This is a genomic window from Exiguobacterium profundum, from assembly GCF_042652865.1.
Classification (GTDB): Bacteria; Bacillota; Bacilli; order Exiguobacteriales; family Exiguobacteriaceae; genus Exiguobacterium; species Exiguobacterium profundum.
Window position 1 is genome coordinate 79,220 of record NZ_JBHSHG010000004.1, and the last position, 21,625, is coordinate 100,844.

Annotated in this window: 20 protein-coding genes and 1 other annotated feature; all 20 genes read right to left on the reverse strand. The window is 47.1% G+C overall.

All coding sequences use genetic code 11. The features are described from left to right. Nucleotides 1-4: 4 nt before the first annotated feature. Nucleotides 5-1,690: a b(o/a)3-type cytochrome-c oxidase subunit 1 gene (locus ACFO4U_RS12870; protein ID WP_074037747.1), complete on the reverse strand. Its 1,686-nt coding sequence runs from the start codon at nucleotides 1,688-1,690 to the stop codon at nucleotides 5-7. Next, entirely contained in the window at nucleotides 1,691-2,161 is a 471-nt protein-coding gene (locus ACFO4U_RS12875) for a cytochrome c oxidase subunit II (RefSeq protein ID WP_015880821.1), read from the reverse strand. It abuts the gene before it with no gap. Between the two features lie 24 nt (nucleotides 2,162-2,185). After that, nucleotides 2,186-2,305, reverse strand: a complete 120-nt coding sequence (locus ACFO4U_RS12880) for a cytochrome c oxidase subunit 2A (RefSeq protein WP_224863290.1) — start codon at nucleotides 2,303-2,305, stop codon at nucleotides 2,186-2,188. 177 nt (nucleotides 2,306-2,482) lie between these two features. Beyond that, nucleotides 2,483-3,193, reverse strand: coding sequence for a Crp/Fnr family transcriptional regulator (locus ACFO4U_RS12885; protein ID WP_015880820.1), 711 nt, complete (start codon nucleotides 3,191-3,193; stop codon nucleotides 2,483-2,485). A gap of 153 nt (nucleotides 3,194-3,346) precedes the next feature. After that, nucleotides 3,347-4,732, reverse strand: coding sequence for an aldehyde dehydrogenase (locus ACFO4U_RS12890; RefSeq protein WP_215244347.1), 1,386 nt, complete (start codon nucleotides 4,730-4,732; stop codon nucleotides 3,347-3,349). A gap of 151 nt (nucleotides 4,733-4,883) precedes the next feature. Then, nucleotides 4,884-6,029, reverse strand: a complete 1,146-nt coding sequence (locus ACFO4U_RS12895) for an MFS transporter (RefSeq protein WP_159563554.1) — start codon at nucleotides 6,027-6,029, stop codon at nucleotides 4,884-4,886. Nucleotides 6,030-6,150: 121 nt separating this feature from the next. Beyond that, the gene (deoD, locus tag ACFO4U_RS12900; RefSeq protein ID WP_015880817.1) at nucleotides 6,151-6,864 is read right to left on the reverse strand and encodes a purine-nucleoside phosphorylase; all 714 of its coding nucleotides are present in this window, start codon (nucleotides 6,862-6,864) and stop codon (nucleotides 6,151-6,153) included. Between the two features lie 15 nt (nucleotides 6,865-6,879). Beyond that, on the reverse strand, nucleotides 6,880-7,590 hold the full coding sequence (locus ACFO4U_RS12905; protein WP_074037751.1) for a response regulator transcription factor: 711 nt from the start codon (nucleotides 7,588-7,590) through the stop codon (nucleotides 6,880-6,882). Continuing rightward, nucleotides 7,587-9,344, reverse strand: a complete 1,758-nt coding sequence (locus tag ACFO4U_RS12910) for a sensor histidine kinase (protein WP_074037752.1) — start codon at nucleotides 9,342-9,344, stop codon at nucleotides 7,587-7,589. Before ACFO4U_RS12910 ends, ACFO4U_RS12905 begins: the two co-directional genes overlap by 4 nt. Before the next feature lie 97 nt (nucleotides 9,345-9,441). Further along, nucleotides 9,442-10,656, reverse strand: a complete 1,215-nt coding sequence (locus ACFO4U_RS12915) for a M48 family metallopeptidase (protein WP_074037753.1) — start codon at nucleotides 10,654-10,656, stop codon at nucleotides 9,442-9,444. A 98-nt stretch (nucleotides 10,657-10,754) separates the two neighbouring features. After that, nucleotides 10,755-11,855 carry a PQQ-dependent sugar dehydrogenase gene (locus ACFO4U_RS12920; protein ID WP_215244346.1) on the reverse strand — a complete coding sequence of 367 codons (1,101 nt, stop codon included), beginning with the start codon at nucleotides 11,853-11,855 and terminating at the stop codon, nucleotides 10,755-10,757. Nucleotides 11,856-11,892: 37 nt separating this feature from the next. Next, nucleotides 11,893-13,353: an MDR family MFS transporter gene (locus ACFO4U_RS12925; RefSeq protein WP_214691478.1), complete on the reverse strand. Its 1,461-nt coding sequence runs from the start codon at nucleotides 13,351-13,353 to the stop codon at nucleotides 11,893-11,895. 63 nt (nucleotides 13,354-13,416) lie between these two features. Then, nucleotides 13,417-14,136 (reverse strand): ABC transporter ATP-binding protein, encoded by a 720-nt coding sequence (locus ACFO4U_RS12930; RefSeq protein WP_214691477.1) that lies wholly within the window; start codon nucleotides 14,134-14,136, stop codon nucleotides 13,417-13,419. Then, a complete protein-coding gene (locus ACFO4U_RS12935) occupies nucleotides 14,129-14,926 on the reverse strand; it encodes an ABC transporter permease (protein WP_215244345.1) in 798 nt (265 codons plus the stop codon). Before ACFO4U_RS12935 ends, ACFO4U_RS12930 begins: the two co-directional genes overlap by 8 nt. 3 nt (nucleotides 14,927-14,929) lie before the next feature. Continuing rightward, nucleotides 14,930-15,475: a nitrous oxide reductase accessory protein NosL gene (locus tag ACFO4U_RS12940; protein WP_196431579.1), complete on the reverse strand. Its 546-nt coding sequence runs from the start codon at nucleotides 15,473-15,475 to the stop codon at nucleotides 14,930-14,932. Continuing rightward, nucleotides 15,462-16,646 (reverse strand): right-handed parallel beta-helix repeat-containing protein, encoded by a 1,185-nt coding sequence (locus ACFO4U_RS12945; protein ID WP_214691475.1) that lies wholly within the window; start codon nucleotides 16,644-16,646, stop codon nucleotides 15,462-15,464. The genes ACFO4U_RS12940 and ACFO4U_RS12945 overlap by 14 nt, the downstream gene beginning before the upstream one ends. 146 nt (nucleotides 16,647-16,792) lie before the next feature. Continuing rightward, nucleotides 16,793-18,085, reverse strand: a complete 1,293-nt coding sequence (locus tag ACFO4U_RS12950; RefSeq protein WP_215244344.1) for an ABC transporter substrate-binding protein — start codon at nucleotides 18,083-18,085, stop codon at nucleotides 16,793-16,795. A gap of 159 nt (nucleotides 18,086-18,244) precedes the next feature. Beyond that, nucleotides 18,245-19,225 (reverse strand): aspartate--ammonia ligase, encoded by a 981-nt coding sequence (gene asnA, locus ACFO4U_RS12955; RefSeq protein WP_215244343.1) that lies wholly within the window; start codon nucleotides 19,223-19,225, stop codon nucleotides 18,245-18,247. A gap of 69 nt (nucleotides 19,226-19,294) precedes the next feature. Beyond that, nucleotides 19,295-19,535: a binding site (T-box leader), on the reverse strand. A 104-nt stretch (nucleotides 19,536-19,639) separates the two neighbouring features. Beyond that, nucleotides 19,640-20,542: a carbohydrate ABC transporter permease gene (locus ACFO4U_RS12960; RefSeq protein WP_078146321.1), complete on the reverse strand. Its 903-nt coding sequence runs from the start codon at nucleotides 20,540-20,542 to the stop codon at nucleotides 19,640-19,642. After that, nucleotides 20,539-21,444, reverse strand: coding sequence for a carbohydrate ABC transporter permease (locus ACFO4U_RS12965; RefSeq protein ID WP_196431582.1), 906 nt, complete (start codon nucleotides 21,442-21,444; stop codon nucleotides 20,539-20,541). Before ACFO4U_RS12965 ends, ACFO4U_RS12960 begins: the two co-directional genes overlap by 4 nt. Nucleotides 21,445-21,625: the final 181 nt, after the last annotated feature.

A 21,625-nucleotide genomic window follows, 5' to 3' on the forward strand; every position in this document is an offset into this window, starting at 1 on the left:
CAGTTTACCAGAGTACCCAACCACGCGCTCCTGGAGGCGCACTCTCAATCAAGTGCCAGATTGGAACGGTGTATGCAAATGCGATCAAGACAAATGTCACGGTAATCCATAGCTTCCAATTCTCGAAGTAACGCGGTGTATCCATCGCCGCCTCTTCTGTCTCAGCGAGCGGGAATTCTTCTTCGCCTTTTGGAGCGAGGAATGACAAGTTGAACATCGAGTAGACGAAGATGAGAACAGAGATGAACAAAATTGTTCCCCCGATTGCCATCATGACATGATATGGGATCCATTCACGCGTCAATGCATCTGAGAAATAAGTTGCCGGACCCGTACGACGTGGGTTCCCGTTCAATCCTGAGATATGCATTGCATAGGACATGATCGCCATACCGAATGCCCATGTTCCTGCTTGAATCAATCCAAGCTTGTTCATCGCCTTCGTCAACGTGCGACCACGTAGGACTGGGACTAGCCAGTACGCTGTTCCGAAGAAGGTTAAGGCGACGGCAGTACCTACTGTGATGTGGAAGTGTCCTGTGACCCATAACGTATTGTGGACCATTGCATTCAATTGGTGCGAAGCGTTGATGATTCCACCTGCGCCAGCCGGGATGAAGAACAACATCCCAACGAAAGGAGCAAGGAAGCGAACATCGCCATATGGCATTTTCTTCACCCATCCGAACAGTCCTTTCGCGCCAAGGGCACGACCTCGAAGTTCAAACGTCGCAAAGAGCGAGAATGCTGTCATAAATGATGGGATGACGACTAAGAACGTCAAGATGACTTGAACGAATTTCCAGAACGGTTCAATCCCTGGCTCTGTCAACTGATGGTGGAAACCGACCGGGAATGAGAAGAGTAGGAACAGCAAGAACGCCATCCGCGCCAACGCATCCGAGAAGATCTTCCCACCAATCACTTTCGGTACGACCGTATACCACACGATGTATGCCGGCATGAGCCAGAAATAAACGAGCGGGTGACCGAAGTACCAGAACAATGTACGAGATAACTCGATTCCGACTGTATCCGTCCATCCTAACGAGAGCGGAAGGAGTTGGAATAAAATCGTTGCTGCAACACCAAGTGTCGCAATGTCCCAAAGAAGCATCGTCATGATACTCATATACGCCGGAAGTGGTGGATGGATACCAGGGTTGTCACGCTTGTAATCCGCATACATGCGGAACATCGCGAAAGACGACAACCATGTCCCGACTACGAATAACACGAGTCCGACATAGAAGAGCGGATCTGCCATGAGCGGCGCATAAAACGTATATAAGACCGTCCCTTTATTGGCCAAAATCATGACGGTTACCATGACAGCACCGATGATCATCGTCCAAAAACCGAGCCAAGCGACACGTGTCGGGAACGATTCAAAGCGACCGAACGACTTCGCCAATAAGGCATATAAAAGACCGATAATGAACATCGTCGTAAAGACGATTCCAAGCATGATCCCGTGCGCAGTCAGAAGTTGATAGTATCCAAAGATTTCAGGAATGACACCCGTCCGAATCAATGTCTGAGTCAATCCAGCTAGCGCCCCAATCAAGATGGCGAGAACGGATACGAGAACATGTCCATAGGCAAGACGTGCCTCTTTTGCTCCGATACTCGGAACCGGTACGCCGCGTTCCATCTCCCATTGCTTCAGTTTAGATGATACGTCATTCATTTATTCCACCACCTTGATTTTAGTCGACATCATGTGATGCCCTGTACCGCAATATTCGTTACACAAGATTAAAAATTCGCCAGCTTCCTCGAATGTGTACGTCAACGAGTTGATATGTCCCGGGACGATCATCATGTTGACCGGCGTACCCGTCAACTGAAATCCGTGGACGACGTCAGGTGATGTCACGAGGAACGTCACTTTTGCCCCTTTTGGAATTTCAACATTCCCTGGTGTGAACGTAAACGCTTGTGCGATCATGACGAGCTCATATTCATTTTCACCAATTTGATGAAGTCCTGGTTTGTCGAACGGAGCCGTCTGATTTACTTTTGCCGGGTCAATCAAGTCTGCATCCGATGCGGGTTGATTACCTGCCGCGAATGCGGATACCCCGAGAACAGTCAGGAAGACTGCGAGCAGAATGATGCCGAATGTAAGCCAATATTTTTCTAGTTTATGAATATGCATGATGAGACCCTCCTCCCTGAATTCTTACCGAGTGACGAATAAGTAAAAGACTGATGACCACATGGCGATGATGACACCCGCCACGATCATGACCGATGTGAACGTTCCTTTTAAATTCGGTTCTTGTCCATCTTTATGTTCCACGTGTAAGACCCCTTTCGCTTGTTTTTCCACCTTTATTGTATGCAATCGCTCTGGTGATAATATGTGATATTTATCACTCCAAAAGTGACAATCACATCAATTTTGCGTAGTTTCAACACATAAAGTTCACATTTGTACAAAACCAATCCACAAAAAACCGCCTCCACATGGGGCGGTTTACAAACGACATATTCCTGCCGGGCAGCCTTCGCAATGGCATAACTCTTTTAAAAAGTCGACATCGCGAATGATGATTGATTTCGTTGTTGTGCTGATGACACCTTCTTTTCGCCACTGACTGATCAATCGATTCACCGTCTCACGCGGTGCTCCAATCAGTTGTCCGAGTTCTCCGTCAGACGGATGACGAGGAATCACGATTGCATCTTCTTCCTCCACTCCATGCATCGCGGCCATTCGAAGTAACGTCGAAGCCAATGCACCAGGTTTTCCATACAACAATAAGTCGCGCACTTTCATTTCGGAATGCTTACGCATCATCGATGTCCAGCGCAAGATTTCTCCGGCAAAACGGATATCGCGCTGCATAAGCGATTCTAACTCTCGTTTTGAAATCGTCCCGATGGTACTCTCTTCAGTCGTTTCGATGCTATACGAACTAGGGAATGTCTCCACGATGTCAAACTCACCAAAGAAATCATCCGATCCATACATGAACATGACGAGTGGATTTCCCTTTTTCGTGATTTTCGTGAATTTGACAGATCCACTCTTCAAATAAAAGAACTTATCACACTTCTCACCTTCCCAACACACGATACTCGCTTTTGGATGATGCTGAAGCGTCATCATTTCGAGTAACAGCTGTTTCGTTTCATCTGAGAATACAAAACTGTTCGGTTGGGTCGTTCCACATTGCATTGACATAGGTCGGTGCTCCCTCCACGTTTCATTCGTCCGTTCCATTTATGACTTTATTATACAGGAGTGTGACAGGGAGTATCATAAAAGTATGTGACATTTCAAACAATCTTTTGAAAATAAAAAGATTCGGGTATGACCCCGAATCTTTACATCGATTCATCGTTGAATCAGTCGAATCAATTGTTCAGCCGGTTTGAAGTTCGGATACCGGACTGGTAAATCAAATTTTGTCGTATTTTTTAAAATAGACTTCGCGTGGCTGAATGTCTCAAAACTCGTTCGCCCATGATAGGCCCCCATTCCGCTCTCGCCCACTCCACCAAACGGTAGATTTGGGTTCGTCAAATGCATGATGACATCGTTCACACACCCGCCACCGAAGGAAAGGTGCTTCATGACGGTTCTTTCCACGTCCTTTGACTCTGTAAAGATATAGAGCGCCAATGGGTGTGGTCGGTCTGAGATGAACTCGATCACTTCATCCAATTGACGATATGGAATGACTGGTAAAATCGGACCGAAAATCTCATCTTTCATCACATCAGCATCTTCATGAAGATTCGTCATGACGGTCGGCGCAATTTTAAGCTCATCCCGGTTCATCTCTCCACCGAACACAAGGTCACCTTCTGTCAAATAGTGAGCCAAACGGTCGAAGTGTGATTCATTGACGATGCGCGTGTATCGTTTCGTGCCGACACCATTCCCAAACATCGCAAACGCCTCTTGTTTAATCGCTTCTAAAAATGCTTCTTGTTGCGATTCGTGGACGAGCACATAGTCTGGTGCGACACATGTTTGACCGGCGTTCATCCATTTACCCCAGGCGACACGTTTTGCCGCAATGGAGACGTTCGCATCTCCGTGAACGATGACTGGTGATTTCCCACCTAGTTCGAGCGTGACTGGCGTCAGATGCTTCGCTGCTGCCTGATTGACGATTCGCCCGACTTGCGTCGATCCCGTGAAGAAGATGTAATCCCATTTTTGTGCCAACAGCTCTTGCGCTGTATCTTTATCCCCTTCGACACTTGCCACATATCGATCGGTGAAGGCACGCTCGAGCACCTGCGTCAGGACACGCGCAACATTCGGCGTCAATTCTGAAGGTTTGACAACGGCTGTATTCCCTGCGGCAATCGCACCAATGAGTGGAGCAACAGCCAATTGGAATGGATAATTCCATGGAGCGATGATCAACACCGTGCCGTACGGCTCATATTGAATCTCACTCTTCATCCCAAGATGAATCGCCGTCCCACGGACACGCTTCGGACGCATCCACCGCTTCAATTCACGCGTCGTTCGTGAAATCTCATCGTAAATAAATCCGATTTCCGTCGTATACGCATCCAATTCGGACTTGTTCAAATCTTCGCGAAGCGCCTCTAGCAAATCCGCTTCATAATGCTTAATGGACTCCTTTAAAAACGTCAGCATGCTCAAACGAAATGCCATCGATTTTGTCGCCTGTGTTTTAAAGAAGCGGCGCTGTTTCTGGACTAGCTCGTCAATCGTCAACTGTTCAATCGGTGCCAGCATGAACTTTCCTCCTTATGATTCATCACATTTATCTCATTTTATCATCGTGTGAAACGTGAATCTAAAAAAACGCTTTCATCAACCTACTATAATACAAAGCGTTTAAATGTTTAAACGCTTAATCATAGAGTAAGCGATTGCTTCCCTCGTGTCAAAACATTCGTACTCTTTTTCGCGCGCTGATCAGAAAGAGCAGGCTTGCGCTCCCTAAAATCAAGCCGGTCAGTGTGAACTGCTGGACGATCGAGAGTGGAAGAACACTTAAGAATGATGACCCCGCTACCGTTCCGAGAGAGAAAAAGGCATAGAACGCCCCGTATGCTTTCCCTCGATTTTGTGGAGAGGTCGATTGGATCAACAACGTATTAATGGCCGGGAATAAAATGGCAAACCCGACACCATATAAGGCAAGTACCCCATACAGGCTAGTTTGTACACCCGATTGTCCAATTAACACCTGGCTTATCCCGATGATAGCCACCCCAAGTGCGGTCAACTTTGTCGGAGAGAATCGATCAAACAATCGGTTCGTCGGCAATAAAAAGAACAGGACGGCTACCACGCCGAACATACTGAGCAATGTCCCGCTCAATCGTGAATCATATCCAAGTTCCTGCACATGGAGCGGCAGTAAAAAGGCGAGCGCCCCTTGAGAAAACATGAGGAAAAAAGCGCCCCAATAGGCACGAAGCACTTTCGGATCCGGTTTTTCCCGTGTCCTCTCTTTTTCTATTATTGTCTCGACCGTTTGACTTCCTCGCATTGTCACAATCGTCACGATGAGAATCACCCAACCGAATAAAGAGACGAATAAAAAGACAGTTGGTGGCGATGTGATGCTTGCGACGATACCGCTGAATGCTGGACCGATAATGGCAGCTAACCCGACGAAACTACCGGTAATGGCGACTTTCTTACCTTGACGGTTCATCGCGGTGACGTTCGCCGACAGCGTAAATGCAGCTGGGACGATGAGTCCGGCCATAAAGCCATGAATACACCGTACAAACAGCAACATAAATGCTGAGTCGACGAACTGATAAGCCAATAAACTGAAGCTCGTCAGAAACAAGCCGAGAACCAAAACCGGATATGGACCATTTCTGTCAGTCCATATACCAGATAACATATTTCCAAACGTGTTCGTCAACGAATAGATTGCAATGGAAAAGCCAGCGATAAACGAGGATGCCCCAACGGATACCGCAAATGTGCTCATGATCGGAAGTTGGGCGAATAAATCAAAAAAGGCAAAGAATACGATTGCATATAATATAAAACGTGATGGAGTTTTCATCGGACAATTCCTCTTTCCCGTGATCTTATTCTTAGTCTAGCTGGTGCTCCACCCGTTTCATAGGGATGAATAGGTTTAGACACAAAAAATCCCTACAGCCAAAGGCTATAGGGAAAATCGCTTAGTTTGTTACTTCGACGGCCGTGTCGAGAGCGACACGAATCATTTCATCAAACGTCGACTGACGCTCTTCTGAAGTCGTCTCTTCACCCGTCAACAAGTGGTCAGAGATCGTGAGGATCGTCAACGCGTTCACTTTATGTTTCGCTGCAAGCGTGTAAAGACCTGCTGCTTCCATCTCGATCGCGAGGCAACCGAAGTCCGCCCATTTCTTGAAGTGATGGAAATCATCTTGATAGAATTGGTCAGCCGTGAAGATTTGTCCGACTTTGACCGGGATACCCGCTTTTTCTGCATTCATATACGCACGATGTAGGAGGTCGAACGTCGCTGTTGGCGCATAGTCCATTCCGTTGAAACGGACACGGTTTTGTCCCATTTCACTTGATGCGCTCATCGCGATAACAACGTCACGTACCTTAACATCTTCTTGAATTCCGCCCGCTGTTCCGACACGGATCAAGTTTTTAGCACCGTACGACATGATGAGTTCATTCACGTAAATCGACATCGATGGGACACCCATCCCTGTACCTTGCACTGAGATGCGTTTTCCTTTGTATGTTCCCGTGAAGCCGTACATGCCACGAACTTCGTTATATAATTCGACGTCTTCTAAAAACGTTTCCGCGATATACTTGGCGCGAAGCGGATCCCCTGGAAGTAATACCGTTTCTGCAATTTGTCCTTCTTGAGCTCCAATGTGTACACTCATGTTTGAATTCCTCCTTTAAGCTTGTCGTTGAACTTGTTCCCGAAATTCGTTCGGAGTAACACCGACTTGTTTTTTAAAGACCTTTCGGAAATATTTGTCGTCCGAAAAGCCGACTGCTTGGGCGACTTCATAGATACGCTGTCTACTCGTTTCTAACAGGCGCTTTGCTTCATTCATCCGAATTGTCAACACGTACTCAGATAGATTCACGCCATATTGTTGTTTAAATCGTCGTGAGATATACTCCCGACTTAAGTAAAACCGTTCACTCATTCCTTGCAAACTCAGCTCTTCCGCAAAGTGCTGTTCAATGTACGTACCAATTTGGGCAATCGGATCTTCACTCGACTCCGTCATCACGCCCGCTAACGCCCGTGACAACGTATCGTTTAGTACATCCGGGTCGATCGGCTTCAACAGATAATCAAAGCTCCCGTACTGGATGGCCCGGCGCATGTACGAATATTCATCGTAACCTGTCAACACAACGAGCTTAGAGGATGAAGCGTGGTCGTGTACCCACTCCATCAGCTCGATTCCATCACAATGTGGCATTTGAATATCCGATAGAATTAAAGCAGGTCGCTCCTGCTCGATGAGCGCCTTTGCCTCAAGTCCGTTCTTCGCCTCGAGTACGGCCTTCACACCGAACCGCTCCCATTCGCCGAGTAATTTCACCGCTTCCCTTACTGGAGATTCATCATCTACAATCAACACTTTCGTCATGATGCCACCCCTTCATCCGTTGCCGGGAAACGCATCATGATTCGAAAACCGCCTGTTTCAGGTGTAGCCAACATAAATTCTGCCTCCCGATTATAGTTTAACATGAGTCGATCACGAATGTTTCGTAATCCTGTACCCTCTGTGTCATAAAATGTCGAGTCCCCTTGTTCAATACGTGACATGACCCGTTCCCATTCTTCCGTCGTCAAGGAACGTCCGCTGTTCTCACAGCGAATCACGAGTGTCGCCCCTTCCATCCAGACCATCACGTCAAATCGATTCGCTAAAGCCGAGCCGTCTCGCTCGAACCCATGTTTGAAAAAGTTCTCTGCGAGCGGCTGTAAAATCATCTTTGGAACAATCAGTTCATGGAGGTCCTCAGGGACTGAGACGCTCACTTGAAACTGATTTGGAAAACGAACGTCTTGCAGGCGAATGTATGAGTTCAAATGCTCGATTTCTCTCTTTAGCGTGACCATCGACTCTTCTGGATGCATCGTATATCGCATCATCGAAGAGAGTTGTGTGATCAATCGATAGACGGTTTTGCCATCTCCCTTTAAAGCCAGTGTGCCGATCGACTGTAACGCATTGAATAAGAAGTGCGGATTAGTTTGCGCCTGTAAGGCACGTAGTTCATTCGTTCGGTTCTCTAAGGCAAGCTTATACTCCCGTTGAATCAGATCGTCGATTCGCTCAATCATCCGCTTGAACTGTCTCCCGAGTACGCCGAACTCATCATTTCCGAGGGAATCGAACGAGACCGTCATATCGCCTTGCTCAATTCGCCAAATGTTCGAGGTCAACGTCTTAATCGGAGTCGTCAGTTTCATCGAGGCGTACGTGGCGCCAATCAATGCCAGAATGAGTGAGATGATTCCGACTAACAAAATAATGAACGATGTTCGTGAAGCCGGTTCCGTCAAGAGCTGATCTGGAATCGACTTCCCGACATAGAATTGCTGATGGTCGAACTCAAATGTTTTCGTGATTTGATGATGATTTCCATCGGTCGAAAGCGATCTCGGTTGAAACGACGAAGGAATCTCGCCATCTCCAAGATGGGCGAACACACGATTGTCCTCACCAACGAACCATAGACTTTCCTCCGGACTATTTTGAAGAGAAGCCAACTGTCCGATGAACAGATCTTCCGGGATATCGAGCGACAGAATCGCGAGCGGTTCGTCCGTTTCAATTTTATCGAGTCTGAAATGGAGGGTGACGACATCTTCTTGTGTCATGATTGGTCCGAAATCATGATACGGAATGAGCGGATGTGACGCTTCAAGCAAGACACGACTTTTCGGATTATTCAACAACTGTCGTTGGACAGCGCTCGGTTCTTTTTTGGAACGCGGTGATACTTTCATTTTATACGCTGCGAATGAATCCATGTCTTCAAGCATCAACAGCTGAATTTGCGCCACGTCTTCCCGGGACAAATACATTGCGAGGAGCGCTCGTCGCACTTCAATCTCCGTTTCTCTTAACGACAGTCCCGGTCCGTATTCCAGTATGTCCAATACGTCACGATCTGCGTATAGGCTAGTCGGCAAGCGACTCAAGTCAGAAATATAGCGTTCCATCTGACGCGTCCCCCGTTCAAGCGACCATTCCGTCATTTCAAGACCGCGTTCACGTTCTCGATCCTCCACATACCAAAATGAAATGATTGTCGCGATAATGACTGGCACGATGATGGTTAATGCAATCATTCCTGTTAACTTTGTCCGAATGCTATTCACCGACATCCCCCCTACCCCATGAGTATATCACGCGTTATGCAAACGTTTGCAAGAATCATAAAAAAGAATCCTCATTTCTTTCGAAACAAGGATTCAGCGACTATTAATAGGATTCCATTAAATCAATGAGTTGTGGTCCGTGTCCCATTTCTCGTGCCACATCAATCGGTGTCATCCCCTCTTCGTTCTCGATGGTCACGTCTGCACCGTGATCAAGTAAGAGGAGGACCGTCTCAGGATCGATGTCGTCATTATAGAACAAGTTATGGAGTGGTGTTTCCCCATATTCGTCTTGAATGTTCACATCCGTCACGTTTGCCAGTTCCGCTTCAATTTCTTCATAACTCGCATTCATGAACGTCAATTCTTGAATCGGTTCACCTAATTCCATTCCCCAATCCTCTTCGAGATCTTCGCTCATTGCCGATGCGACAAAGTCAGATAAATCATCGTTCATGACGAGCAAGGCGATGATTGCTCCGTTACCGATGACAGTCAATAGAATCATCGAAATGATAGAGGCTTTCACATATCCCGCTGTTTTAAAGACCGGTACGTTTTCTTCGCCCGCATGTGTCGCAATCGCTGCAATGCGTTTCGGTAACGTCGGATGCGTCGACAACAGTTCACTATATTTCGCGATGAATCCGTTCTCTCTGCTCGCTTCATACAGATAGTCAAACTCATTCACTTCTTTCGCGAGCGGTCCCCCGATCGCAAGTACGGTCAACGCTTGTTTCGACGCTCCAAAATCTTGAAGATAATGCGCTGCCATCCGGTCACACGTATACTCACATGCACGCGAATAAGCTGATCCTAAAAACGGAATGATGCTACCAAGTAAGACAACCCATTGTTTTTGAACGTGGTTCCGACGAATATGTGCCAATTCATGTGCGATGACAAACTCGACTTCTTTCGCCTGTCCAGTACGTGTCAATTCCACGACATCAGAATATAAGATGACCATATTCTTTTGGAAGAATCGCGTGGCGAAAGCATTTAACACACCACCGGCCTGTAAGATATACACATCTGGCAACAAACGAATCCCCATCTCAGCCCCGACGCGTTGAACCAGCTCATGAAGCTCTGTGAACTGACGAGGCGTCACCTTGACACCGTTCGTCCGAATATACCCGATTTGAATCCAGTGCGTAAACATTGAGAGTGCTACGATCGTCCCGATGATCCACAAGAAAAGACCGAACGATGCAATCGTCAGTACGATTCCTAAAATCAAGACGAGTACGCTTGCTGCGACTAATAATGAGAAGTATAAATTTTCTCGTTTATGTACCAAGTTTGAATGATTCATCTAAATTCCCCTTCTTTTTCCAAAATACATGTTTAATTATACCGTTCCTTCTAGAAGAAACAACGAAAAAAAATAGAAACTGACGGATTCGTCAGTTTCTAGCGGATGGTCACTTGATAGAGTTTGTCGTCTTGCGATTGCGGATTGCCTCGTCCGTCCGTATTGTTCGAAATAAAATACAACGTATCGTCGTTCAACCACACATCACGAATCCGTCCTACCCCTTCGACAATTGTCGTGACTTGCTTCGTTTCACGATCGATGGCCACGAGCCGCTCATCCCGAAGTGTCGCCATGTATACGTACCGTTCATCGGTCGCAATTCCAGATGGTGCCCAAGACGTCTCACCAACTTCAAACCATGGCGTGATGAGACCTTCTCGTTCCTCGTTTGCCTCAATGAGTGGCCATCCATAATTGTTTCCTTCTTCTATCACGTTGACCTCGTCATGTCCACTCGCCCCATGCTCACTCGCATAAAGCGTATCATCCATCCGGCTGAGTCCTTGAGGGTTTCGATGACCGAGCGAATAAATCCAGTCGGTCGGTTCGCCTTCACCCGATAATGGAATTCGTAAAATCTTCCCCGCCAAAGATGACTCGTTTTGAGCAAGTTCTGGCACGAGCGCATCGCCCGTCGTCACCCAAAGATACGCTCCATCGACTAATAGACGTCCACCGTTATGGAAACGTGCCCCTGGTATCTCGTCAATCAAGACACCAGTTTCCTCGAAACGTTCTCCATCCCACGTCAACTCTACCACCCGGTTCTTGACGTCTCTTCCCGATGAACCGTACGTATGATATGCGTAAAGGATGCCACTCGATTCAAAATCGTCGCTCAGCGCGATGCCGAGGAATCCTCCTTCACCAATCTCAAATACGTCTTCGTCCAAGTTCACGTCAGATTGCGTCGCGCTACCGGAATCATCGATTACCGTGATGGTCCCACCACGTTCCGATACGAACCATTTGTCCGCACTTCGAGCGAGTGACCACGGGATCTCTAGATTCTCAGCGACGGCGGTCACTTCCCCGATGTTCAGTTCCGTCTCTTTAGTGGTATTCGATTCTTCAGATGTTGCCGACTCATCACGAGTCGATTCTTCAGCAGGTGGTGGCTCCGTACCTTCGTTCGTCGGTTCTGGCGTACATCCCATAAGAAACAATAGTGTCACAATCCCAATTTGACGTTTCATGTCGGTTCGCCTCCCTTTCCTTCATCATACCCTTGTTTCACGAGCGCTGTGAAGGTTCCGGTGGGCGGGCCGGCAAACGGGTTGCGATGATGAATGCAATCACGGCCGCAATCATCGCCCCGATGAAGATCCCATTCAACCCGGTCGCGATGATTTGTTCACCTTGCAGACGGACAGACGCGCTTAACGTCTCCGTCACACTTTGATTGAAGAAGTCTTCCAAAGACACTTGGGATAAGGAGCTGCTTTCTTTAAAATCATTGAGTACGACAAAGTTAAAGACGGCTCCAAAGACTGCTACACCGAGCGTTTGACCGACCGTACTTAAGAAGGAGTTGGTCGCAGTCGCCGTTCCTCGTTGCTGATAGGAAACGACGGTTTGTAAGACGACGATAAACATCGGCTGTGACAATCCGAATCCTACCCCAATCAAAGCCACCGCACCATATACCCAGAAATCCGAGCTTGATTGAGATAAGAGTGTCAACGTGAGGGTTCCGATGACGAGTAACCCCATACCAACCAACGCGCGACGTCTCGGGGATGCCACACCGAGCGTCCGTCCTCCGATAATCGATGTGAATGTCCATGCAACAGACAACGGCATCAACATGAATCCAGCCTCGGTTGCTGTTTTTCCTAATACTGCTTGCGCCCAAATTGGGATGTAAGCTGACATTGAAACGAGTACCCAAGCTGCAAAAAAGACAGAGCCGTTGATGGCCGCAATCGTTGGTTGCTTGAGCAAATCAAACGGCAATAAAGGAGAGGTTGCTCTTCTTTCCGATAGGAAGAATCCCCCTAACAAAACAAGACTAATTACGCCACTCCCGACGATGGTCGTCGTCCATTCATTCGTTTCACTGAACGTGATCAAGGCGTATAAAAACGCGGTCGTTCCTCCAGCGAACAAGAGAGCACCTTTCAAATCAATCCGCTCGCTCGTTTCAGCGACGGTTTCTTTATAAAAGACGATAATCATGATGAACGAGAGTAACGCAAATGGCACGTTTAATAAGAATACGTAACGCCAAGACAACGTTTCGACCAAAAATCCACCGATGACGGGGCCAAGCACACCCGATACACCCCAGACCGCACTTAGAATTCCTTGAATTTTCCCACGCTCTTCGTATTTATATAAATCTCCAATAATCGTCATCGAAATCGGAAGCACGGCTCCGGCCCCGAGACCTTGCAGCGCCCGAAAGACAATGAGTTGTTCCATCGATGTCGCTAACCCACATAACAATGAAGACACGGTGAACAACCCGATTCCAAACAACAGGACGCGCTTTCGCCCGAATAAGTCTGCCACTTTTCCATAAATCGGTGTCGAAACCGCTGTAAAAAGTAAGAAAGCGGCAAATACCCAGCTGACGAGCGTCGCTCCGTTCAACTCACTGGCAATGACCGGTGTCGCAACCGATACGACCGTCCCTTCAATCGCTGCTAAAAAGGTTGCCAGTAATAGGGCAACCGTCACATTTTTTCTCATTCATTCCATCTCCCCAAAAAAATAGTGGCGTCGGAAGGTTCCGAGCACCACTTCAACTGTCTATTATTTTGTGCGAGCCGCGTCCATTTGACAAGTGTCATCTTTCGATTCGAAAAAGAATTCTCTTAGTCGTTCATATGCGGCTTGTTCTTCTTGGACATATACCTTCCCACAAACAGCACCCGCTCGCATCATCCAGACCTCATCTGCCAACATGGCGGCGACGTCAAGTTGATGCGTTGAAAACACGATGGTCGCCCCCCGTTTGGCCTCTTGTCGCAATAGTTCGCTGAGCATTTGCATCCATAGCGGATCGAGTCCGTTCGTCGGTTCATCCAACAACAAAATGTCTGGTTCGCTTACAAGAGCTTGAGACAACAAGAGACGTTGCCGCATCCCTTTTGAGAGTTCGGAGACGCGCTTTCGTTTATGCTCGTACAGACCGACTCGTTTTAAAATCTCCAGAGTCGGATGTGCCCCTTGCAAGGTAGCGTAGTAGATGAATGTCTCCTCAACTGTCCATGCCTCATCAAAATAGAAATCATCCGGCATATAGCCAAAACTCTCATTATATTTCGCGCGTTGTTTAATCGTATAACCATTCAATTGAATGTTGCCGGTACTCGGTTTGATGGTACCATTCATCAGATTCAACAGCGTCGATTTTCCGGCACCATTGCTTCCACACAACGCCACGATTTTCCCCGAGACGATGTCTTCACGAATGGGATGGAGTGACCACGAATCACCGTATTTTTTCCCTACATCTAAACAGTTAATCATGACGATTCCCTCCGTACATCACCGTCGAGGCAAGTGATAACAAGAAACCACTTGCCGTAAGCAAGCTCAACCAGACTCCAGCGTATCCAATCGGTCGATGCATCCAATTCAACAGGTGGAGATAGACATCCCCAAACACATCTGAAGAGGATACAATCGTACTGGCCCATACACGCATCAAGTCAAATCCATTCAGAAACAGCGCCACAATCATGCCGTTCACTTGCATACCGTAAGGAAGCCAGGAAACGATGGTCACGAGAAGCGTTGGCCAAAGCAACACGAGGATCGTCCATGTGAGGAAGGCCAGTAACATCGCTCGAATCCGCTTGCGCGCGATTAGTCCAAGCAAAGTTCCGAGCGCTGTCGCGTAGATTGTTAATCCAATGGCGTAGGAAAACAAAATCATCCAAGTCTCACTTGATTGTCCGACAACGAGCGAAGCAACGAGGAAAGCCAACAGCAGAATAAGTCCTTGTGTCACGAGAAATGAACTGAATCGGACTAAAATCAACTTCCATTTAGGATAGGTAAATGTTGAGAGGAGATTCAATCGCTTCGATTCCTGTTCCTGTCCCCAATGAAGCGCTGTCGTCAATAAGATGAAAAGAGGAAGTAACAGACCGAGCACCGTGATGAGCGTTGCACTTACGTTTGTATAGTCCGCAGCAACAGGTAGTGCTTGTCCGAGTCCTCCGAGTAGAACGAGCGTGAGAATCCATATAACTAAGAATACATAGTTCTCACGCTGTCTCAGACTCCGCGCCCATTCCATTCGCCACAGTGACATCGATTATTGCCCTTCTTCTTCTGTATCCATGTCCATTTCGCTATCTTGATCCATTGAGCCTTCGCCATCCATCTTCATGTGCATCTCGCCGCGCTCCCACGAATGGTCTTTCAATTGTTCGAAGTCCATCATATCTCCACCATTCTCTTCGATATAGGCTTCAGCATCAGCCTCTTTCGCGAACGAGAGAATATTGTACGCCATTGGTGTTTTCGACTCTTTGTCGTACACGAACATCGCTTCGTCTAATTCGACCCACTCTTTCGTATTGAAATCTTTCACGTACATCGCAGCAATATCTTCTTCTTTTTGTTCAGGATACCAATCACGCATGAGACAACCGATGTCATCAAACGCATATCCTTTTTCATTTTCCATGATGGCTTCCGCTGCGAACTGCTTATCCATGACTTTCATTTTACACACTTCACACTCTGTTTCGCCCCATTTGATTTCAAACGGTTCTGCCGATGCACTCGAACATGCTCCGAGTGCCAATGATAATCCTGCGATGGATAATAATCCTGCTACTTGTTTATACGATTTCATGTCGTTTCCTCCCAAATATCCAAATGATAATAAGTAAAATGATACTCCCTAAATTCCAAATCGAACCGCTCCACTCCCACCTTGCTGTATAGGTTTGCGGTGAAAGGTCCGTCAACGATACATCGTTCGGACTTCTCAGAATGTTTTCTAATAGGAGAAGTCCCGGGGACCCGTATAATAATTCTAGCGCTTCATATGAATCAGTTAATAAGAACAAGTACGGTTCGGTTTGAAATGGGATTTCGCTATACCCGTCACGATCTAGGTCCAACGTCGTCCCACCCCAGACATTTCCTTGTACAACGTTGTCATGCGACTCGACCATCGTCACCGGTTCACGATTTCCTAACAGGTTATTTTGAAGAATCATCATCCCCGTTGCTTGCTTGAATTGAAAGCCGATATCGTTGCCGTTAATCGTATTCCGTTCAAGAATCGTTCCTACTGACTGCTCCGCGAACAAGCCGATATGATTTCCAGATACGTTCGTCATCTCGATGGTCGTATCGATTGCCTCATAGAGCATCAGCCCCGTCGCCGTTCCACCGAACTGGTCGTGTACATTCCCATTTTTTAAGACGACTCGATTCGTTCCCATAATCATCGCACCGGTCAAATTATGATGGAGTTCGGGCACCGAAATCACCACATCAGTCGGAAACATCAAGTGAATGCCGTAGCGTGAATGCGAAACGACCGGTCGAACGATTGTGTGCCGAGATCCATTCTCTATGTATATCCCGTCTCTCACTCTCTTCACTACAACTCCACGCAGTTCGGTCGCCTCACTATCAAGGAGCACCATCCCATCCGCCTGTCCATTCCCGTCAATGGACATTCGTGTGACTCGAACTCCATAACTATCCTCAATCAATAGTCCAGTACCAGCGGACTCGATCGACACATCAAGCAGTTGATGTCCGAGACCAGATACTTGGATGGCTGGTACATCGTCGTTCTCACATTGTTGTACTGATACACGTTCGAGAACAGCACCGGTTCCACGCATGATAAATGCGGGATGGCCACAACTCGTATATGTTTTTCCGTCTCCATCCACATGCTCATTCGACTCAATGACGATGGGTTCAGTCAACGGAATCGAGTGTTCTTCCGCCTCTACCTGTGTTGTCCAACACAAAAATAGGATACAACTCAATATTCGTTTCATGCCCCCTCCTTCTCATAAGCGCTTACAACATCCATTCTACTGAAACCCCCACCGGTATGTGTGTGGTTTATATGGGATTCCTGTGACAATTTCTTCATAAAAAAAACACAGACGGTGAAGGGGTCGTTTCACCGTCTGTGCCATGCTTATTTCACTTTGTCTTGCCATACTTTCGTGAAGTCCTGAAGCATCTCTTCACCTGTTTTTTGTCCACCGACATATGCCTGCATAAGGGCACCATATTCATTCACTGCTCCATCCGGATACTTAAACCAGTTCCAAGAGATGGTCTTCCCTTCATTCGAATACGCCAAGATATCGTCTGCGAGTGGTCCAAGGTCGTTGGCTTCAATCGACTTGAAGGCAGGGATGAACTTGAACTTGTTGACCATGTAGTCTTTCCCTGTATCCGACGTCGCCATCCACTCTAAGAAGTCTTTCGCTTCTTCTTTATACTTCGAATTTTTGTTGACGACCCAGTTGTTCGGGACACCGACCGGAAGTCGGTCCATCTTCTCCGCATCGTCATTGATTGGGATTGGGACGAATCCCATCTCCATATCTGGATTTACGTCGAGGATCATTTGTTGTGCCCAGTTCCCTTGTTGGAGCATTGCTGTCTCTCCTTGGGCGAACTGTGTGACTTGTGTATTGTAGTCCGTCGTCAACGGGTTTTTGTTTCCGTATTTAATCGTCAAATCAAACAATTTCAAAAACTCTTGGAACTGTTCATTGTCTTCAAACTTCGCTTTATTCTCATTGAGCTCTTGAATAAATGCATCCGGGTCGTCTTGTTGCGCCATCGGAATGTTCAACAAGTGGATTCCTAAAATCCAGAACTCTGCATAACCGACAGAGAACGGTGTGATTCCCGCTTGCTCAAGTTTTTCAGCAGCATCTGTCAGTTCAGAGAGTGTTTTCGGTAACTCTTTGATCCCTGCTTTTTCAAATAGTTCTTTATTATAGATAAATCCGTAACCTTCGAGGTTCATTGGCATTCCGTACAGTTTACCGTCCATCGTCATCGGCTCTTTGGCGACTTCTGTCAAATCTCCGACCCACTTCTCGCTTGAGAGGTCCTCGAGTTTATCTTTCCATGTTTGTGCTTCCGTGAATCCACCGTTGTTGAAGATATCCGGTTCATTTCCTGAGGCGAATTGTGATTTGAGGGCCGCACCGTAGTCTGCTCCACCACCGACGGTTTGAACCGTGACTTTCACACCCGTTTCCTCTTCATACTCTTTTGCCATCGCTTCAAGGTCTTTCGCAATCTCCGCTTTGAATTGGAAGACGTTTAACGTGACGTCTTTTTTGTCGCCGCTATCTGCATTTCCTTCAGAAGAACCTTCGTCCGTGAGTGATCCGCCGCCGCAAGCCGCGAGTGATAAGACCATTCCAGCCGTCATGACCGCTGTAGACAATTTCCACTTCCGTTTCATCTCATTTCCTCCCTTAACCTTATCCATCTTTACAAACTCAACTTTAAATGAAAACGCTTCCACAATGTAGGTGTCAAAATTGACGGATAGGGTGGAAAATGTTGCACAGAAAAACAGGACTCTTTTTTCGAGTCCTGTTCCGTGTTTCTTCTTATTATATTACAACAAGCTGATGCCAGCTTCTTTACACGATTGAATGACTTCTTGCGGCCAGACCGATGTTTGCACTTCTCCGATATGACGCGCGCGCAAGAGATACATTGCGACACGCGATTGTCCGATTCCGCCCCCGATTGTAAGCGGAAGCGTTCCTTCGAGCACTCCTTGATGGAATGGGTACGCGCGCTTCTCTTCCGCGTCTGCTTTCTTCAGTTGCGCATCAAGTGCCACTTCGTCGACACGAATGCCCATCGATGACAGTTCAAATGCTGACTCGAGCTCAGGGTGCCACACGAGAATGTCTCCGTTGAGCGACCAATCATCATAGTCTGCCGCTCGTCCATCGTGTTTCATACCTGAAGCGAGAAGATCTCCGATTTGTGAGATGAAGACCGCACCATACTCTTTACAGATAGCCGATTCACGTTCTTTCGGCGTCATCATCGGATACGTATCCTCCAACTCCTGACTCGTGATGAAATGAATCATTTCCGGAAGAATCGCTTCAACACCGTACGCTTTCTCTACTTCCGCTTCTGTTTCACGGAGCGCAGCGTAAATCGACTCCACCGTTGCTTTCAAGTATTCCATCGTCCGTTCTTCTCGAGCAATCACTCGTTCCCAGTCCCACTGATCGACGAATAAAGAATGTGTCGCGTCGAGTTCTTCGTCGCGTCGAATGGCACGCATCTGAGTGTACAATCCTTCACCGACACCGAATCCGTAACGACCGAGCGCTTCACGTTTCCATTTCGCGAGTGACTGAACGATTTCAAGTTCATGTCCCGGATACATCGTATCAAACTGAATGATACGCTCCACACCGTTCAAGTGATCGTTGACCCCACTCGCCGATTCGACGAATAGCGGTGCTTGTACTTGAATCAGTCCGAGTTCACGTGAGACTTTCTCCTCAAAGAGTGCCTTTACTGCTGCAATCGTCTGCTGTCTTTCTTTCATCGTGCTTGTTGCTGTTGTCATTTTCCGTTTCCTCCAATTGTGGAATATTTGAAAATGAAGCCATGAAAAAAAGCCCTCCATTCCCATCGAACATGGGACGGAAGACTTCGGTTCCGCGGTGCCACCCAAATTAGTAGACGAATCTACTCACTTTTTCGAGACAATCATCTCGTAACTCCGATAACGGGGAGCGGTCCGGCTACGTCTACTGGCAAAGCGTTCGGGTAGCGACTCCAGGAAGTTTTTCGACGAAGGGTTAAGACCGGGCTCACACCACCCCCGGATCGCTTGGCTCACTACCTTCGTGTACTCGTCCTTTCGACGTCGTTCACAATTGAATTGAGTTCATTATTATAAATATTCAGATTAATGTCAACGATTTTTTTCAAAAAAAATAATCCTCCGTGTAGCGAACGGAGGATTCCCTTGGGAGGGTTATTTAATCGAACCGCTTGTGATCCCTTTGATGATATGCTTTTGCATGCCGAAGAAAAAGACCAGAAGGGGAACGATTCCTAACACTAAACCTGCTAATGCCAAATCCCATTGTTTCGTGTACTGTCCAAAGAAATAGAATGTCGCGAGCGGGATGGTCCGTAACTCGACATCACGAAGAACAAGCGATGGTAATAAGAAGTCATTCCAAATCCATAGACTGTTCAAGATGACGATTGTCACCGTGATCGGCTTGAGAAGTGGAAAGACGATGCGCCAGAAGACACCCCATGTCGAGCAACCGTCGATGATGGCGGCTTCTTCAATCTCCTCAGGAATCGACTTCATGAATCCGTGATAAAGGAATACTGAGATACCAGACCCAAAACCTAGATACATGACGATCAGGCCCCAATGACTATTCAACAGACCGAGGATACTCGAAACTTTCACGAGCGGAATCATGATGGACTGGAACGGAATGACCATCGCTGCCACGAACAAGAAAAAGATCATTGTGGAAACCCAATGTTTCGTCCGAACGAGTTTCCATGCCGCCATCGAGGTGAAGATGACAATGACCGCATTCGCTCCGACCGTGATGAGAAGGGAGTTCAAAAAGACACGTCCATAATTCATCGCTTCCCATGCTTCTGTATAGTTTGAGGTCAACCACTCGTTCGGTAAGGCGGACGTATTCGTAAAGATTTCAGCCATCGATTTGAACGAGTTGGCGACAACGTAATAGAACGGGACCAAATAGAGTAGTCCGAGCAAGATGGCAACGAGCTCAATAATTCCAAGGTTCCAAGAATACGTTCCCGGGCGAAGTGGACGCTGCGGGATACGCTTCGGTGTCTTCTCTACGTTTCTCTCGACATGTTCCAATTTTTCCGTCGTCATGCTTCCACCTCCCGTTTTTTCGTCACGTACACTTGCGTCACCGTAATCGCAGCCACGACCAAGAAGAAGATGACCGCCTTCGCTGACCCGAGACCATAATTATTATTCACAAAAGACTCCGTATAGATATTTAAGGCTAACATCTCGGTCGATTTGAACGGTCCACCATTCGTGAGCGACAAGTTCGTATCAAACACTTTGAATGACCAAGAGATGGTCAGGAACAAACAGATGGTAATCGATGGCATAATCATCGGTAGCGTGATATGGCGGAGCATCTTAAGACGATTCGCCCCATCAATTCGTGCCGCCTCCATCAAATCAGTCGGCACGTTTTGTAGCGCCGCGATGTAGATGACCATGACATACCCGCCACCTTGCCAGATGGCGACAATCACGATTCCCCAAAATGCCGTTTGCGCATCTCCGAGCCATGGTAATTCGAACAGGCTCCACCCCGTCAACGCACCGATCGAGGCAAATCCTTTTACATAAATGAACTGCCAGATGAACCCAAGAATTAAGCCACCGATCAAGTTCGGCATGAAGAAAATTGTGCGTAGGAAGTTTCGCGTCTTAATGTTCATCGTCAATAATAGCGCCAATGAGAAACCGACGATATTCGTCAATAGGACAGACACAAGCGTATATTTCGTCGTAATCCAAAAAGAAGCGCGGAACTGCTCATCTTCAAAGAACAAGCGATGATAGTTATCCAATCCGACAAAGTTCAGTTCTCCGGTCACGCCGTTCCAATCAGTGAAACTATAGTAAATGCCATTAAAAAATGGGATGAGTACGATTGCGACAAATGCCAGAAAAGCAGGTCCAACAAATGCTATAAAGCTCGCAGGTTTCTTCCAATTCCCTCTGCGTTTCGTCCGTTTAGTAGTCTCAGTCATGTGTATCGCCTCCACTATCACTGTATCGTGTCAAACCCTTAATGAAAACGGATACATTTGACGGAAAGGGTGGAAAATATTGAACGGAATGAATGAATTTGAAGGCGTGATGAGTTATGATAAAATCAATGATAATACGAACGGATTAAATATGATTTGCCTTGATTCATATTTTAATCCG